A 16,915-nucleotide genomic window follows, 5' to 3' on the forward strand; every position below is an offset into this window, starting at 1 on the left:
CAACGACGCCCCAACCAATCAGATCGCGGCATTCATTTCTACCGACGGGCAGCATATCGGCGCCACGCCTGATGAGCTGCAGGCATTGGGGCTGGATCTGGGCAAGGGTCGATCCACCGCCACAACCATCATGCTCGAGTGTCCAGGGCCTGACTTACCGCTACGAGGCGGCGCAGCAGCGTATTTTCCTGACCGTAGGTAACGGCCTGCGCGGGACGATATCCTATGACGCCGCGCCCGATCGCGAGGCATCGCCTGACGTGCACGCGGGGTTTGGCGGCGTCCTCAACTACAATCTGTTCGCGGCGTCACGACAGGAGCCGGACGCAAGCGGCTTCTCCTTCAGCGGCGTGTCCGCAACCCTGGACGCCAGGGCCTTTTCGCCGGTCGGCACGTTTAGTCAGTCGGCGATCATGCGGCTGACGGACAACGGACGGACCGATGCGCTGAGGCTCGACACCGCCTATACTTATTCCGACCCGGCGAAGCTGGTGACGTATCAGGCTGGCGATGTCATCTCCGGTGGTTTCGCCTGGACCAGGCCGATCCGCGTCGGCGGGCTTCAGGTGCGCCGCAATTTCGGGCTTCGCGCCGACCTGATCACGCAGCCGCTGGCCTCGGTGAGCGGCAGCGCGGCGGTGCCGTCGACGGTCGACGTCTACGTCAACGACTTGAAAACCTATTCACACCCAGTCGACACGGGTCCGTTCCAGATCACCGACGTTCCCGTGACCACGGGCGGCGGGCAGGCCCTTGTCGTGCTGCGCGATGCCGCCGGCCATGAAACGCGCACGAGCGTACCGTTCTACGCCTCACCCAGTTTGCTGAGGCCGGGCCTCTTCGACTTTTCGCTGGAGGCTGGCATGCCAAGGCTCGGGTATGCGACGACGTCGGATGCCTACGCCGTCAATCAGCCCGTCGTGTCGGCAAGCCTGAGAAAAGGCATCTACGACTGGTTGACGCTGGAGAGCCATGCGGAGGCCGGCAAGGATCTGGTCAATGGCGGAATAGGCATGGCGATGCGAACCGGCTCGCTTGGCGTCGCCTCGTTCGCGCTGGCCGGCAGTCATGGCCGGGCCGGCAACGGCCTGCAGGCCTATGCCTCCTACGAGATCAGGATCGGGACCCTCAGCGTCAATGCCAGTTCGCAGATGACGCTCGGTTCCTATGACGATCTCGCCTCGGTGACCGACCGGCTTCAGGATAGCGAAGCGCCCAGTCACGCGTTCTTCAATCTATCGTCGTTCGATCCGGAAGCGACGGACGCGGTGGCCAGATCCAGGCCGCCCAAGAGGGTGAACAGCATTTCCGTCGGAACGCCACTGTCCTTCGACAGCGGCAGCGTCAGCGCAAGCTACATCGACCTGACATCGGCCGGCGGCGAGAGCTCCAAGGTCGTCACTGCGTCCTACTCGCGCACGCTGCCTTTCGGCTACCTCAACGCCACGGCCTTCGCTGAGCTTGGCGGGCGAAGGAGCGCCGGTCTCTTCGCCGGACTGTCGATGCCGATCGGCGGCGATGCAATGGCATCGACGGCTGTCTCGGCCGGCAAGGACGGGCTCGACATGATTGCCGACGTGAGCAAGCCGCTCGGCGAGGAACCGGGCAACGTTGGCTGGCGGACAAGCCTTAGCCAGGGCGGATCCGCGGAGGGCTCCGCGGCGATTGCCTATCGCTCTTCCCATGGCCGTGCCGATGCCGCCGTCGGCCGTTCAATCTCGGGCACCACGGCGACAGCCCAGTTCGATGGGGCAATCGCAACGATGGGATCCGGCGTCTTCCTGACGGACCGCATCGACGACAGTTTCGCCGTCGTCGAAACAGGCGTGCCCGATGTCGGCGTGTTGTACGAGAATCGACCGGTGGGGGTTACGGATGGCAAGGGCCGGCTGCTGCTGCCGGGCCTGCGCTCCTATCAGAAAAACAGAATCGCCATCGATACCACCAACCTGCCGATCGATGCCGATGTATCCACAACGCAGGATGTCATCGCGCCGGCCGACCGGGCCGGTGTACGGGCCGATTTCCGGATTCGCACGAATGTGGACGCCGCAGTCCTGGTCCTGTCAGGCCCGGACGGACAGCCGCTCATGGCGGGGTCGCACGGCACGATCAACGGCAAGCAGGACTTCGTCATCGGCTATGACGGGCGTGCCTATGTCGAGGGGCTGGCGCGCAAGAACACTGTCGTGGCCGAAACCGCCAGCGGTACGTGCAGTGCTGCGTTCAACTATACGCCGAAGACAAACGCGCAAGTGGTCGTCGAGATTTCCTGCCGTTGATGCCGGCGGTCGCCGGATGTCAGTAGGTGACGGTGACGACGACCGTGTCGGTGTAAGTTCCTGGCGCGGGGGTCGTCTGTGCGGGCGCCTCGGCATATACGGTGTAGGGCTGGTCCAACCCGGTGCCGGTGCCGCTGGCGGTGTCGGTGCCGATCGTGTTCCCCCAAACCGTAGCCATGCCGCTGTCGCGGTAAAGCGAATAGCTGACGAGCTTGGTGCCGCTCGTCATCTTCCTGGCGGCGATTGTAGCTCCGGAACCCGTTCCCGCACTGAGTCCGATAGAGTAAGGCGTCGAATTGGTGCAGCGGACGGTGACCGAACCTGTCGAATCGACATTCGACGCCAGTACCCCGACGGAGCCAAAATTCACGTTGGTGGCCGAGACGTTGCAGTTCGCGTTGATTGTCGCGGTCCAGGTGGAGCCGCTTGAGACGGCTTGTCGGCTGCCTGTCGGGCACGCCGTTGCCGTCACGTAGTCGTAGCCAATCGCCGGCGCGGAGGTCATGGTCCAGATGTATGATCCGGGTCCGGCGGTGGTCTGGTTCGCGGCCACCCTGCCATAAACCGTCAGCGTGGCATTGGCGCTACCGGAGAAGCCCATGTTGAGATCGTAGGTCGTTCCGATGGGATGGAGGGCATAGGCCGTCGTGGCCAGGCCCCAGGATCCCCAGATCGTCGTTCGCGCCGCGTCGCTGTAGAGCTCATGCACCAATCGTTGGGTGCCCGACGCCAGCCGGCGATTGCCGGCCGTGTTGGTCTGGCCGGGCGAAAGTTCGACGCACAGGCGCACGGTCGAGAAGATCACGCCCGAGCAGCTGATCGAGAAGGTCGCAGTCGTGTCGTCGACGGCACCACTTAGGATATCGACAGCGCCGTACGACCCGCTGACGGCAGTGACGGAGCAGCTCTGGGACCAAGCCCCTTGCAAGCTGGAAACGAGAAATATCATGACCAGCACCGCCCGTAGCCGCACTGTCCAGTGTAGCGCACGGCGTAGCGGTCTCCCGAAACCCGATCCCTTGCCAACCATTATGTCTGCCTATCACGGCCCAGGCTAATTCGAAACGGGCTCCGAGCTCTTTCGGGAGAAACCTATCAGGCGAGCATGAGGCCAAACCGGTCGACGTCTTCCGCGGTCGTCGCGAAGCTGGTGACGAAGCGATAGAGCAGCTCGTCCCCACTGATGTGGCCGTCAAAGCCATGTGGCCTGTGCCAGTCGTAGAAGGCAGCGCCGGCTGCCTGTAGCCTTTCGGCCTCGGCTTTCTTGATCACTGCGAACACCTCATTTGCCTGCGGCAACCATGCCAGCTTGGCCGTGGCCGAATCCTCGATCGCCGCGGCAAGGCGCGCGGCCATGGCGTTGGCGTGGCGGGCGGTGTCCAGCCACAATCCGTCCTTGAAATAGGCCTCGAACTGCGCGGCGACGAAGCGCGATTTCGAAAACAGCTGGGCGGCGCGTTTACGCAGGAAGGCCAATTCCTTGGCGCGATCAAGATCGAATAACACGATTGCCTCGGCGCACCAGCAGCCGTTCTTTGTGCCGCCGAAGGAGAGGATGTCGACGCCGCGTTTCCAAGTCATTTCGGCAGGCGTGGTGTCGAGCGCGACCAGCGCGTTGGCAAAGCGGGCGCCATCCATGTGCAGGGGCACCGAATGTTGTTTGGCGATCGCCGAGATCGTCTCGATCTCATGCAGCCCGTAGACGGTCCCGACCTCGGTCGACTGGGTGATCGAAACAGCCATCGGCCGTCCCCAATGGACGATTTCGGGCGCAAAACGGCCGATGGTCCGTTCCAGATTGTGCGGGTCGACCTTGCCAAGCGCGCCGTCGATCTCATGCAGGCGCGAACCGCCGGAAAAATATGACGGCGCGCCGCATTCGTCCTCGATGACATGCGATTCGCGGTGGGCGAAGGAGATGCCGCCAGGCTTGTTATAGGCGGTCAGCGCCAGAGAGTTGGCGGCAGTGCCGGTTGCGACGAAGAACACCGCGACCTCTCGTTCGAAGATCTCATTGAAGCGCTGATAGACTGCTTGGTCGAGCGCACCGTCGCCATAGGCGGTGGAAAAGCCGCCGGCATTGGCCGACAGGCCAGCAACGATATTGGGATGGGCGCCTGCCCAATTGTCGGAAGCGAAGAACATGCATCTGCCTATGTCTAGGGAAATCGGGTTTTGGGGAAGTCAGCCTGAAGTTGACCGGTTTCGCATGCTGATCGCAAGGGGGCTGGGCGCCGAAAAATCGGTAAAGCCAGCCAGCCGACAGAAGAGAGATTGGCGACTGAACCTTACGTTTCTCCCCGGCTTCACGTAATTTTCTGTCGCAAGAGGCCCAAGTTTTTTGTGAATCGGTCTTGTATGCGTTCGGGATTTCTGTCATAAAAATTTAGGACAGTAGTGCTGTCTTATTTTGTCGCACAAAACGAGCTGGATTGGCGTATCATTTGGGCCTCTCCGGCTGTTGCTGCGAGCGACAGGTGGACGGCCCCGATTTGGCCTGTACGAATACGAACCATGCGGAAAGCCGCCTGGTCCGGTAAGAATTTCGCAAGACGTGCCGCAAGGATCAGGGTGAGCCAAGCGCTTGCCGAGGCAAACCAGCGCCCGAGGGGCTGGGAACGGAGGACAGGAGATGACGGACATGACGCAATCTGCGACGAACGGCCAGGCCGCGCAGACGAAAGCGGCAACCGTCAATAATAAGTCCATCACCAATATCGGCCGATCCAACATTGGTCGCACCGTCAACGGCTTTTCTGCCCGAGGTCTCTACGACCCGCGTAACGAGCATGACGCCTGCGGTGTCGGCTTCATCGTCAACATGAAGAGCGTGAAGTCGCATCAGATCGTCAAGGACGGACTTGCCGTGCTCGAAAACCTGACGCATCGCGGCGCCGTCGGCTCGGATCCCTTGGTCGGCGACGGCGCCGGCGTGCTGGTACAGCTTCCCGATCGTTTCTTCCGCGAGGAAATGGCGGCCCAGGGCATCGACCTGCCACCGGCGGGCCAGTACGGCGTCGGACACTGGTTCATGCCGCAGGATGCGGCACTTCGCGCCCATGTCGAGGACATCATTGCCGAATCGGCGCAATCCGAGGGGCTTCCGCTCATCGGTTTCCGTGACGTGCCCGTCGACAATTCGTCACTGTCGAAGGCGGCTGATATCGTGGCGTCGGAGCCATTCCATCGGCAGATATTCATCGGCCGCACGCCAGACATTACCGACGACGAGGAGTATGAGGCCAGGCTCTATCTGCTGCGCAAGGTCATATCCGGCCGGATCTATGCCGAGAACGACAACAAGGACATCGGCGCCTATTGCGTGTCGCTGTCGGCGCGCACCATCGTCTACAAGGGCATGTTCCTGGCCTACCAGGTCGGTGCCTATTACAAGGACCTCAAGGATCCGCGCTTCGAGACCGCGCTGATCCTCGTCCACCAGCGCTTCTCGACCAATACGTTCCCGTCCTGGAAGCTGGCGCATCCCTATCGCATGGTCGCCCACAATGGCGAGATCAACACCGTGCGCGGCAACAACAACTGGATGGCAGCGCGGCAGGCTTCGGTCGATTCCGAACTGTTCGGCAACAACATCTCGAAGCTTTGGCCGATCTCCTATGACGGTCAGTCCGACACCGCCTGCTTCGACAATGCGCTCGAGTTCCTGTTCCAGGGCGGGTATAGCCTCAGCCACGCTATGATGATGCTGATCCCGGAAGCCTGGGCCGGCAACAAGCTGATGGATGCCGACCGCAAGGCCTTCTACGAATACCATGCGGCCCTTATGGAGCCGTGGGACGGACCGGCGGCGGTCGTCTTCACTGATGGCCGCCAGATCGGCGCTACGCTCGACCGCAACGGATTGCGCCCGGCGCGCTACATCGTCACCGACGACGACCGCGTCATCATGGCCTCGGAAGCCGGCGTGCTGCCGGTGCCGGAGGAGAAGATCGTCAAGAAATGGCGTCTGCAGCCCGGCCGCATGCTTCTGATCGACCTGGAGAAGGGGCGTATCGTCTCCGACGAGGAGCTCAAGTCGGAAATCGCGGCCAGGCATCCCTACAAGACCTGGCTCGCCAACACGCAGCTCATCCTGGAAGATCTGAAGCCGGTCGAGCCGCGCGAACTGCGTAGGGACGTCAGCCTGCTCGATCGCCAGCAGGCGTTCGGCTACAGCCAGGAAGATACCAAGCTGTTGATGTCGCCGATGGCGACGACGGGCCAGGAAGCGGTGGGCTCGATGGGTACCGACACGCCCATCTCGGCCATGTCGGACAAGTCGAAGCTGCTCTACACCTATTTCAAGCAGAACTTCGCCCAGGTCACCAACCCGCCAATCGATCCGATCCGCGAGGAACTGGTGATGAGCCTGGTGTCCTTCATCGGGCCGCGGCCGAACATCTTCGACCTGGTCGGCAATTCGCGCCGCAAGCGGCTTGAGGTTCGCCAGCCGATCCTGACCAATGGCGATCTCGAAAAGATTCGCTCCATCGGCCACACCGAGGACCGCTTCGACACCAAGACGATCGACATCACCTATGGCTCCGCCGAAGGGGCGGCAGGCATGCAAGGTGCCATCGACCGCCTGTGCGAGCGGGCGGAGGCGGCGGTCGCCGGCGGCTACAACATCATCATCCTGTCGGACCGCCAGGTCGGGCCGGACCGCATCGCCATCCCGGCGCTTTTGGCGACGGCCGCGGTCCATCATCACCTGATCCGCAAGGGGTTGCGCACCTCGGTCGGCCTCGTCGTCGAATCCGGCGAGCCGCGCGAGGTGCATCATTTCTGCTGCCTTGCCGGTTATGGCGCCGAGGCGATAAACCCGTACCTCGCCTTCGACACGCTGCTCGACATGCACAAGCGTGGCGAGCTGCCGAAGGAAGTGGACGCCTACGAAGTTGTCTCGCGCTACATCAAGTCGATCGGCAAGGGCATTCTCAAGGTGATGTCCAAGATGGGCATTTCGACCTACCAGTCCTATTGCGGCGCCCAGATATTCGACGCCGTCGGACTGAAGACCGATTTCGTGCAGCGATATTTCACCGGCACCGCCACGCTGATCGAAGGTGTCGGACTGGACGAGATCGCGACCGAGACGCTCAGCCGCCACAATGACGGTTTCGGCAATGACCCGGTGCTGCGCAACAGCCTCGAGGTCGGCGGCGAATATATGTTCCGCATGCGCGGCGAGGCGCATATGTGGTCGCCCGACGCGGTCGCCACATTGCAGCACGCCGTGCGCCAGGGATCGTGGGAGACGTTCAAGGACTATTCCGCCCAGATCGACAGCGAGACGGCCCGCGCACAGGCCATTCGCGGCCTGTTCAGGATCAAGCTGGCCGAGGAAACCGGCCGCAAGAAGGTCGCGCTCGACGACGTCATGCCGGCGGCCGACATCGTCAAGCGCTTCTCGACCGGGGCGATGTCGTTCGGCTCGATCTCGCGCGAAGCGCACACGACGCTGGCGCGTGCCATGAATCAGATCGGTGGCAAGTCGAACACCGGCGAGGGCGGCGAGGAGGCCGACCGCTATCTGCCGTTGCCTGGCGGCGGCAAGAATCCCGAACGCTCGGCGATCAAGCAGGTCGCCTCGGGTCGTTTTGGCGTCACGGCCGAATATCTCGTCAATTCTGACATGATGCAAATCAAGGTGGCGCAGGGCGCCAAGCCCGGCGAGGGCGGCCAACTGCCCGGCCACAAGGTCGATGCCACCATCGCCAAGGTCAGGCATTCGACGCCGGGCGTCGGCCTGATCTCGCCGCCGCCGCATCACGACATCTATTCGATCGAGGATCTGGCGCAGCTGATCTACGACTTGAAGAACGTCAATCCGGCCGCCGACGTGTCAGTCAAACTGGTGTCGGAAGTCGGCGTCGGCACGGTTGCGGCGGGCGTCGCCAAGGCGCGCGCCGACCACATCACCATCTCGGGCTATGATGGCGGTACCGGCGCCTCGCCGCTGACCTCGCTCAAGCATGCCGGCAGCCCGTGGGAAATGGGTCTCGCCGAGACGCACCAGACGCTGGTTTTGAACGGCTTGCGGTCACGCGTTGCGCTGCAGGTCGACGGCGGCTTGCGCACCGGGCGCGACGTCATCGTCGGCGCGCTGCTCGGCGCCGACGAGTTCGGCTTCTCGACCGCGCCGCTGATCGCGGCCGGCTGCATCATGATGCGCAAGTGCCATCTCAACACCTGCCCGGTCGGCGTCGCGACGCAGGATCCGGTGCTGCGCAAGCGCTTCAAGGGCACGCCTGAGCATGTCATCAACTTCTTCTTCTACGTTGCGGAAGAGGTCCGCGGTCTGCTCGCCGAGATGGGCTACACCCATATCGACCAGATCATCGGCGACACCGACCTTCTGGAAAAGCGCGACCTGATCGTGCACTGGAAGGCGCGCGGGCTCGACTTCTCGAAGATGTTCTTCAAGCCGGATGCGCCGCATGAAGCGGTGCACTGGACCGAGCGGCAAAAGCATCCGATCGACGACGTGCTCGACCGCAGGCTGATCGAACTGGCCAAGCCGGCGCTCGAAAGCAAGCAGCCGGTCAAGATCGAGGTCGACATCCGAAATGTCGACCGCTCGACCGGCGCCATGCTGTCGGGCGAAGTGGCCAAGCGTTTCAAGCACAAGGGCCTGCGCGAGGACACGATTTCGGTGAAGCTGACCGGCACCGCCGGCCAGTCCTTCGGCGCCTTCCTGGCGCGCGGCATCTCGTTCGAGCTTGTCGGCGCAGGCAACGACTATGTCGGCAAGGGCCTGTCGGGCGGACGCCTCGTCATCCGGCCGCCAGAAGAGGCCAAGATCGTCGCGGCTGACTCCATCATCGTCGGCAATACGGTGCTCTATGGCGCGACCGAGGGCGAGGCCTATTTCGCCGGTGTCGCCGGCGAGCGTTTCGCGGTGCGCAATTCGGGCGTGGCTGCCGTCGTCGAAGGCGTCGGCGATCATGGCTGCGAGTACATGACCGGCGGCATCGTCGTCGTCATCGGCCAGACCGGCCGCAACTTCGCCGCAGGCATGTCGGGCGGCGTCGCCTATGTGCTCGACGAGGCGGGCGATTTCGCCGAGCGCTGCAACATGGCGATGGTCGAGCTGGAACCGGTTCCGGAAGAAGACGATTTGATGGAAAGGCTGCTGCATCACGGCGGCGACCTCGACCACAAGGGACGCGTCGACGTGTCAGGCGACATGACCAGCCATGACGAGGAGCGGCTCTATCAGCTGATCTCGAACCATGTGCACTACACTGGTTCGGTGCGCGGTCGCGAGATCCTCGACGACTGGACGACATTCCGGCCGAAATTCCGCAAGATCATGCCGGTCGAATACCGCCGCGCGTTGATCGAGATGGAACGCATGCGCATGGGCGTGGCGGCGGAATAGACTTGGGATTGCCGGGAGGCTCAGGTCTCCCGGCCTATCTTCATCGACAGTTTGACCTCGTGCGAAAGGTTGCCACGGCTGCCTCAAGAGGTTAACGGGTGCGGCGAAAACCGCACCATCTGGACAGCAGGAACTGGACTATGGGCAAGGTAACAGGCTTTCTTGAAATAGACCGGCAGGTACACAAGTACCAGCCGGCCTCCGACCGCATCCGGCATTTCCGTGAATTCACGCTGCCGATGTCGGACAAGGAGGTCGAGAAACAGGCCGCGCGCTGCATGGATTGCGGCATTCCGTTCTGCCATGGGCCGACCGGCTGTCCGATCCACAACCAGATCCCCGACTGGAACGACCTCGTCTACAATGGCGACTGGGACAACGCGATCCGCAACCTGCATTCGACCAACAATTTCCCGGAGTTCACCGGCCGCATCTGCCCCGCGCCCTGCGAGGAAGCCTGCACGCTGAACCTCGAGGACATCCCCGTTGCCATCAAGACGGTCGAGCAGGCGATCGCCGACAAGGCCTATGAAACCGGCCACATCAGGCCTTATCCGCCGGAGAAGAAGACCGGCAAGCGTGTCGCCGTCATCGGCTCCGGCCCCGCCGGCATGGCGGCTGCCCAGCAGCTCGGCCGCGCCGGCCATGACGTCCATGTCTATGAGCGCGAGAGCCGGCCCGGCGGGCTGATGCGTTACGGCATTCCCGACTTCAAGATCGAAAAGCACTATATCGACCGCCGCATCGAGCAGATGCAGGGCGAGGGCGTCACCTTCCACTGCGGCGTCAATGTCGGCGTCGACAAGCCGGTTGCCGAGTTGCTCGCCGAACATGATGCCGTGCTCTATTGCGGCGGGTCGGAAACGCCGCGTGCGGCCGGAATTCCCGGCGACGATCTCGGCGGCGTGCATGACGCGATGCCCTATCTGGTGCAGCAGAACAGGCGTGTCGGCGGCGAACCGATCCAGTCTGTGGCGTGGCCGTCGCATCCGATCATCGCCGGCGGTCAGCATGTCGTCGTTGTCGGCGGCGGCGATACCGCGTCCGACTGCGTCGGCACCGCTTTCCGCCAGGGCGCGGTGCGCGTCACCCAGCTCGACATCCGTCCGCAACCGCCGGAGAAGGAAGACAAGCTTTCTGTCTGGCCCTACTGGGCGACCAAGATGCGCACCTCGTCCTCGCAAGCGGAAGGCGCGGAGCGTGAATTCCAGGTGGCGACACTCGAATTCATCGGCGAGGAAGGCCAGTTGACCGGCGTCAAGTGCTGCGAGGTCGACGAGAAGCGCAAGCCGATCCCCGGCAGCGAATTCGTCATACGCGCCGATCTCGCCTTCATCGCTATCGGTTTTGCCGGACCGGCGAAGGTCGGCGTGGCGACGGAGCTGAACGGTAAGATGAAGATCGTCACCGACAACCGCCGCTCCAGGAATGTCGAGGCCAACGACCGTGACTACAGGACCAGCGTCGACAGGCTCTATGCGGCCGGCGACGTGCGCCGCGGCCAGTCATTGGTCGTCTGGGCGATCCGCGAGGGCCGCCAGGCGGCACGATCGATCGACGAGGCGCTAATGGGGTCGAGCGTTCTGCCGCGCTGAGCCAAACGGCCTCAGAGCCGCTCTGCGACACTAACGACTGATCGCGGTCGTGGTGTCGGTCGCGGTGGTAGCCTTCGGCGGCCAGGAGAAATCGTCGGCGCGGCCGGGCGAGGCGTTTGGTGCCTTGCCCTCGATTATTAGCTTTTCACCCGGCAGGTCCGGATTAGCCTTCGCTAGCGGTGCCGCGCCAAGCAGCTCGGTGCCGCCATCGAGTGCCGGATCGCTGAGCAGCATCGGTGCGGTTCGGTCGATGACAATGGGGGCCGCGGCCGGCGCCGGCGCCTCCACGGGAGCGCCTGCGGGGGCAGATGCCGTGACCGCGCTCCCCGGCGCGGTCAGTCCGAGGATCTTCAACAGCGGCTTTTCGGTATAGAAGGCGAGCTTGCGCTTGCCTGCCTTCGAAACGTTGATGCCGTCATCGGCGCGCAGTCGCACCGGCTGGCCGTTGATGTCGGGGCCGCTGGTGACGAAGGCACCGTTCTCATCGACGAAGCCGTCCCAGATATCGACGAATTCGCCACCATGGCTTTCTGCCGCCTGACGGTAGATGTCGTTGAAGGCAAGCATGTCGGAAGTCATCTTCTGTACCCGAAAGGCCGGCATGCCGACCCAAAGGAAAGGCACCTTGGTCTCCGTAATGGCTTTGCCGAACGCGTCGGCGCGACGCTCGTATTCCTTGGTCCAGTTTTCGGACCGCGGCAGTTCGCGAATGTCGCCGATTTTCATCTGTTGGCGGTCGTTGGAGCCAAGCATGACGATCACGGCGGCGGGTTTTTCGGTTTCGATCAACGACTTGATCTGTTCGGGCCAGTTGTAGAAGTCGTCGCGCACGAAGCCGGACGAACCATTGCTGCGCACGACGATCCTGACGCCGGCATTCTCGGCAAAGGCGGTGTCGAGGCCTTCAGCGAGACCGGCCGCCATGAAGTCACCGACCACCAGGACGGCGCGGGCGTCCGGCGCCTTTTCGACCACAGGGGTTTCCGGTTCCGCGGGCGGGCGGGGCGCGCGGGGTTTTTTCACCATCGGCCTGGGCCTTGCCTTCTGGATATCCTGCGGCGGCTCGAATCGCTCGCTGCGGCGCGGGAACAGAAGGTCGCGCAACGACCAGCCGCGGTCTTGCTGCTCCTGCGCCATTGCAGGTGCGTGAAAGACGCCGGCCACACCGACGGCGAGCACGATTACGGCCAGAATGAGCACCGGCATGCGACGAACAAGCCCTGCGATGCGCGCAGCCGAAGCCAATCGTTTCCTCCATCCCTTGGCAGATTGCTACAGCGTCCTTTGCGCGCCCGAAGGGCCGCGCGGCACTGCATGCGGCTCTATTTCTGCCGGAGCCACTTCAGCACTTCCATGCTCGGATAGCCATCCTGGGTCAAGCCGGCGCTGGCCTGGAAGGCCATGATGGCTGACTTCGAGCCGTCGCCGATCTTGCCATCGAACTTGCCGTCGTAGAGGCCGTGCTGGGAAAGCCGCTTCTGCAGCTCTTGCCTTTCCTCGAAGGTGAGCTTGGTGAAAGGCCGCTTCCAGTCCTGCACGAGACCGCTGGAGCCGGCGATCTCGTCGGCAAGAAGACCGACGGCAAGCGCATATTTGTCGGCGTTGTTGTAGGCTTTGATGACGGAGAAATTCTTGATCATCAGGAAAGCCGGCCCGCTACGGCCGTCCGGCACTTTCAGCGTTGCCTTGTCGGAGCCGTTCTTGAACGGCTTGCCGTTGGCCCTGACCACGCCGAGAGCCTGCCATTGCGACAGCGTCTTGGAGCCGCCGGGAAGCTTGCCGGCGGGCAGGACAACCTCATAGCCCCAGGTCTTGCCGGCCTGCCAGCCATTCTTCTCCAACAGGTTGGCGGCGGTCGCCAGCGCATCGGGTATCGAATTCCAGATGTCGCGCTTGCCGTTGCCGTCCATGTCGACGGCATAGTGCAGATAGCTGGTCGGGATGAACTGGGTGTGGCCCATGGCGCCGGCCCACGATCCGCTCAGATGGCTTTCGTCGATATCGCCGGTCTGCAGGATCTTCAGCGCGGCGATCAGCTGGGTGCGGGCGAATTTCGCGCGCTTCGGATCGGCATAGGCCAAGGTCGCCAGCGAGCGGACCACGTTGCGCATGATGTCGTCGCGCTTGAGGATTTCGCCATAGTTCGATTCCATCGACCAGATGGCCAGCACGATGTGGCGGTCGACGCCGAACCTTGACTCGATCCTGTCCAGCCACGGCTTCCATTTCCTGGCCATCTGCTGGCCGACCGAGACCGACTGGTCATGGACGCGGTTGTCGAAATAGTCCCAGGCAGGGGCGGTGAATTCAGGCTGCGTGCGCGCCTTTTCCAGAACCACCGGGTCAATATCCCGGATGTCCCTGAAGGCCTGGTCGTAGAGGGCGCCGGAAACGCCGCTCTGCACGGCGGTGGCGCGGAAGCCGGCAACCCATTGCCGGAAGCCGGCATCGGCGAAAGCGGGGCCAGGCATCAGCAGGGCGAGCGAGAGGCTGGCTGCCGCTATGACGCTGGTAAAACGTTTTGCGGCATTGCGAACGGACATCTTTTCCTCCTTCTCTGTCTCAGGAAGACCATTCATCGCCGAACCAGGTTAGGAATTAGTTTACCATAGGCGCCGCCGGGAACGAAAAGACGTCTCGAAGCTTTCCGGCGATCGCTCTAGCCCTGTCGCCCAGTAATCCTCAATTCCGGCGTGAAAATGTCTTGCAACGGGGATTGCGGAGCTAGCCATCAAGCGGATAATTGACTGCATGAAGAGAGTTCGCAAGGCAGTGTTCCCGGTCGCCGGTCTCGGCACGCGGTTTCTCCCGGCCACCAAGGCCGTCCCCAAGGAAATGCTGACCGTCGTCGACCGACCAGTCATCCAGTATGTGGTGGATGAAGCGCGCGAGGCAGGCATCGAGCATTTCATCTTCGTCACCGGCCGCAACAAGGCCGTCATCGAGGACCATTTCGACATTCAGTTCGAGCTCTACGACACGCTGGCCCAGCGCGGCAAGGACGACCAGCTCGCCCGCCTGCAACGGCTGCAGCCGGCGCCGGGGCAGACCAGCTTCACCCGCCAGCAGGTGCCGATGGGGCTCGGCCACGCCGTCTGGTGCGCCCGCGAGCTCGTCGGCGACGAGCCGTTCGCGCTTTTGTTGCCCGACATGATCATGCAGTCGGAGAAGAGCTGCATGAAGGCAATGGTCGAGCTCTACGAGGAAACCGGCAACAACATCATCGCCGTGCAGGAATGCGATCCCGCCGAAGCCCACAAATACGGCATCGTCGGCCGTGGCGAGGACACGCATCACGGCTTCCGCATCACCGAGATGGTAGAAAAGCCGAAGACCGGCACCGCGCCGTCCAATCTCTACATCAACGGCCGCTACATCCTGCAACCCGAGATCTTCAATATCCTCGAAGGCCAGGAAAAGGGCGCCGGCAACGAGATCCAGCTCACCGACGCGATGCTGAAGTTGGAAAAGCAGCAAGCCTTTTATGGCTACCATTATCAGGGCCGCACGTTCGATTGCGGGTCGCCGGAAGGTTTTGTCGAGGCCAATGTCGCCTTCGCACTGTGGCGCAGCGACATGAACGGGAACATGGCCGGCGTGATCCGCACACTTCTCGATGAGATAAGACCATCGGAGCGGCTCGGGGTCGCTTAAGGCTGTCGAGCTAGCGACATATCGCTTTGCCAGACTGCGCCTGGCTAGCTTTCCTATCTCTGCAGTTTTACACCGAGGAAGATGCTGTTGGCGGTGTAGTCGCGGCCCGGTAAATTGCTGGTCAGCTGTTCGGTCCTCACCCTTGTCGTCAGGCCGGCATAGCGGTTCAGCCACCAGGTCAGGCCCGCCTCGGCGCTCCAGATCCTGTCGTGGCCGTCGATGCCGACATAGTCACGCCAGTCCAGGCCCAAAGCCGCATTTCCGGTGAGGTTGGCGCGAATCTGGCGTTCGGCGGTCAGGCGGCCGGAATAGAGGATATCGCCGCTTTCATTGGCTGTGGTCGTGGGCTCGACGGTGGTCCGCCCGGTCAGGCCGATCGTGGTGCCGCGTTCGGGCGACCATTTGAGGTCGGCGTTGACGGTGGCACCCGAAATCGCATCCAGGTCTTTGTCATCGATCGCTTCCCTGAGCCAGCCGGCCGAGAATTCACCCGACAATTTCTCACCCATATCGAGCGCAAGGCCGGCGCGGGCGCCTAGCCGCGTCGACGAGCGCTCGAAGCCTTCATTGTCGATGCGTTGATCATAAGCCCGACGGCCGACCTCGATTTCGGTGAAAGGGGTGAGGGCGGGGGAGATCTCGTAGCCGGTGCGCAAGGTCGCGGTGTAGAGCGTGGAGTCTCGATCCTTCTGGGACAGCGAGGTGCCGTTCGAAAGCTTGGCGTCGCCGTAGAAGTCGTGCGAGACCGCACCGGTCAATGTGTACTGCATCTTGCCGATGTGTTTTTCGACGGCGAGGCTGCCGTTGACGGTCTGCCGCAGCGGCTGCTTGCTGACGCCCGCGATGGCGTCAGGCGAGGATGCCGATTCCGGTACGGCCTCGTAGCCGAGCTTGGCAATGGCGCGCAGTTCATTGTCGAGGTCGACATTGAGCTGGCCTTCGATGCGCCCTTGCTCGTTGTGAACGGGGTAACCCGAGACGGTCTCGCGGAACAGGCCATAGCCGTCGATCGTGGCGGAGTTCTCGCGCCAGTCGGAGGCGGCGGAAAAGCGCAGCGCCGTCTCGGACAGCAGTGCCGGCTTGCCGGCATTGCTCGAATCGCCGTTCGACGTGGCGGTCAGGCCCTGTTCGATCGTCGGCCGGATGACGAAGGAGCCCCATTTGACGCCGGTGGCGGCGAACGGGTCATCCTCCGGCTTCTTTTTCTGGCCTTCGATGGCATCCGTGCGTTTTGCGCCTGGGTCGAGCTTCTGCTTGTCGGCGCTGTCGATGGTGAGGGCGCGACGGTTGGCCGTCTCCTCATCGGGGGTGTCAGCGCTGTCGCTGGCGTCCGTCGTGGAGGCGGTCGTGGAAGCAGTGATGTCGGTGGCTGTTGCCGTCGACTTTTTTTTCTTTCTAGACTTGTCCGCAGCCTTGTCCTTGGTCTGGTCAGCCGCATTCTGCCCGGCGGTCGACGAGCGACGGCGAGGCTTCTGCGGCGCTTGAATGCCGGCAGGGGTGTCGCCGGTGGCCTCCGGCGGACCGAAAATACTGCCGTCCGCGGTTGCATCGGCGGCATCGGTGTCGTCAGGCACAGCGCCGGCGCTGGCCGGCAGATAGGTGCGGGCCGACGCGTCGTCCTGCGCGGCGTTGGTCTGCGCCTGACCCTGCGCTGCTTGGGCTAGCTGCCTCGCCTTGCGCTGCTGGTCGGACAGGATCGCCGATTCCGAAACCTCGCCGCGCAGTTCCGTTTCCTGGGCATGGAGCGCCGTTGGGCGCAGCAGGGCAAACATGCTGGTCGCCAGCAGCAACGCGCAGGCCGCCTTGCCCTTTCGTCCTGTCGATTTTTCTGGCTGGACCCGGGACATCGCCACCACTGCTTGCGCGGCGCACGCGCGCCATACTTACCGAACCGTAAATGGGGATGGTTAACGGAGGGTTGAGGAGGCAGGCCGCTGGCCGCCCGAAGTGCTGATTTCCCAAGGGATTCATACCGCTCGCGTTAAGCCGTTGTCTCGATG

9 protein-coding genes are annotated in these 16,915 nt (G+C 63.0%); 4 read left to right on the forward strand and 5 right to left on the reverse strand.

Translation table 11 applies throughout. The annotated features are described in order from the left end of the window. Positions 1 to 71: 71 nt before the first annotated feature. The gene (locus NKJ89_RS02630) at positions 72 to 2,282 is read left to right on the forward strand and encodes a fimbria/pilus outer membrane usher protein (RefSeq protein WP_352599619.1); all 2,211 of its coding nucleotides are present in this window, start codon (positions 72 to 74) and stop codon (positions 2,280 to 2,282) included. Positions 2,283 to 2,301: 19 nt separating this feature from the next. Here the strand turns inward: NKJ89_RS02630 and NKJ89_RS02635 are convergent, their stop codons facing one another. After that, on the reverse strand, positions 2,302 to 3,231 hold the full coding sequence (locus NKJ89_RS02635) for a Csu type fimbrial protein (protein WP_352599622.1): 930 nt from the start codon (positions 3,229 to 3,231) through the stop codon (positions 2,302 to 2,304). Positions 3,232 to 3,377: 146 nt separating this feature from the next. After that, positions 3,378 to 4,427, reverse strand: a complete 1,050-nt coding sequence (locus NKJ89_RS02640) for a threonine aldolase family protein (RefSeq protein WP_352599625.1) — start codon at positions 4,425 to 4,427, stop codon at positions 3,378 to 3,380. A 487-nt stretch (positions 4,428 to 4,914) separates the two neighbouring features. Between NKJ89_RS02640 and gltB the strand changes: the two genes are divergently transcribed. Both gltB and NKJ89_RS02650 read left to right on the forward strand, forming a co-directional pair. Next, positions 4,915 to 9,666 (forward strand): glutamate synthase large subunit, encoded by a 4,752-nt coding sequence (gltB, locus tag NKJ89_RS02645; RefSeq protein ID WP_352599627.1) that lies wholly within the window; start codon positions 4,915 to 4,917, stop codon positions 9,664 to 9,666. A 140-nt stretch (positions 9,667 to 9,806) separates the two neighbouring features. Next, positions 9,807 to 11,261 carry a glutamate synthase subunit beta gene (locus NKJ89_RS02650; RefSeq protein ID WP_352599629.1) on the forward strand — a complete coding sequence of 485 codons (1,455 nt, stop codon included), beginning with the start codon at positions 9,807 to 9,809 and terminating at the stop codon, positions 11,259 to 11,261. A 30-nt stretch (positions 11,262 to 11,291) separates the two neighbouring features. Here the strand turns inward: NKJ89_RS02650 and NKJ89_RS02655 are convergent, their stop codons facing one another. Together NKJ89_RS02655 and NKJ89_RS02660 are read right to left on the reverse strand one after the other, a co-directional pair. After that, entirely contained in the window at positions 11,292 to 12,506 is a 1,215-nt protein-coding gene (locus NKJ89_RS02655) for an SGNH/GDSL hydrolase family protein (RefSeq protein WP_352599631.1), read from the reverse strand. 77 nt (positions 12,507 to 12,583) lie between these two features. Further along, positions 12,584 to 13,804, reverse strand: coding sequence for a lytic murein transglycosylase (locus tag NKJ89_RS02660; protein WP_352599633.1), 1,221 nt, complete (start codon positions 13,802 to 13,804; stop codon positions 12,584 to 12,586). A gap of 208 nt (positions 13,805 to 14,012) precedes the next feature. Here NKJ89_RS02660 and galU point away from each other — a divergent pair, with 208 nt between their 5' ends. Next, on the forward strand, positions 14,013 to 14,915 hold the full coding sequence (gene galU / locus NKJ89_RS02665) for a UTP--glucose-1-phosphate uridylyltransferase GalU (protein ID WP_023759737.1): 903 nt from the start codon (positions 14,013 to 14,015) through the stop codon (positions 14,913 to 14,915). A 53-nt stretch (positions 14,916 to 14,968) separates the two neighbouring features. On the opposite strand, the gene NKJ89_RS02670 is transcribed toward galU, so the two are convergent. Then, positions 14,969 to 16,762 (reverse strand): outer membrane beta-barrel protein, encoded by a 1,794-nt coding sequence (locus tag NKJ89_RS02670; RefSeq protein WP_352599635.1) that lies wholly within the window; start codon positions 16,760 to 16,762, stop codon positions 14,969 to 14,971. Positions 16,763 to 16,915: the final 153 nt, after the last annotated feature.

Source organism: Mesorhizobium sp. M0047, from assembly GCF_040323315.1.
In the GTDB taxonomy this organism is placed as follows: Bacteria; Pseudomonadota; Alphaproteobacteria; order Rhizobiales; family Rhizobiaceae; genus Mesorhizobium.

Bases quoted from the DNA above. Each gene is read 5' to 3' on its own strand.
- NKJ89_RS02630 (WP_352599619.1), top strand. From the start codon at position 72: ATGAGCTGCAGGCATTGGGGCTGGATCTGGGCAAGGGTCGATCCACCG.
- NKJ89_RS02635 (WP_352599622.1), bottom strand. From the start codon at position 3,231: ATGATATTTCTCGTTTCCAGCTTGCAAGGGGCTTGGTCCCAGAGCTGC.
- NKJ89_RS02640 (WP_352599625.1), bottom strand. From the start codon at position 4,427: ATGTTCTTCGCTTCCGACAATTGGGCAGGCGCCCATCCCAATATCGTT.
- gltB (WP_352599627.1), top strand. From the start codon at position 4,915: ATGACGGACATGACGCAATCTGCGACGAACGGCCAGGCCGCGCAGACG.
- NKJ89_RS02650 (WP_352599629.1), top strand. From the start codon at position 9,807: ATGGGCAAGGTAACAGGCTTTCTTGAAATAGACCGGCAGGTACACAAG.
- NKJ89_RS02660 (WP_352599633.1), bottom strand. From the start codon at position 13,804: ATGTCCGTTCGCAATGCCGCAAAACGTTTTACCAGCGTCATAGCGGCA.
- galU (WP_023759737.1), top strand. From the start codon at position 14,013: ATGAAGAGAGTTCGCAAGGCAGTGTTCCCGGTCGCCGGTCTCGGCACG.
- NKJ89_RS02670 (WP_352599635.1), bottom strand. From the start codon at position 16,762: ATGTCCCGGGTCCAGCCAGAAAAATCGACAGGACGAAAGGGCAAGGCG.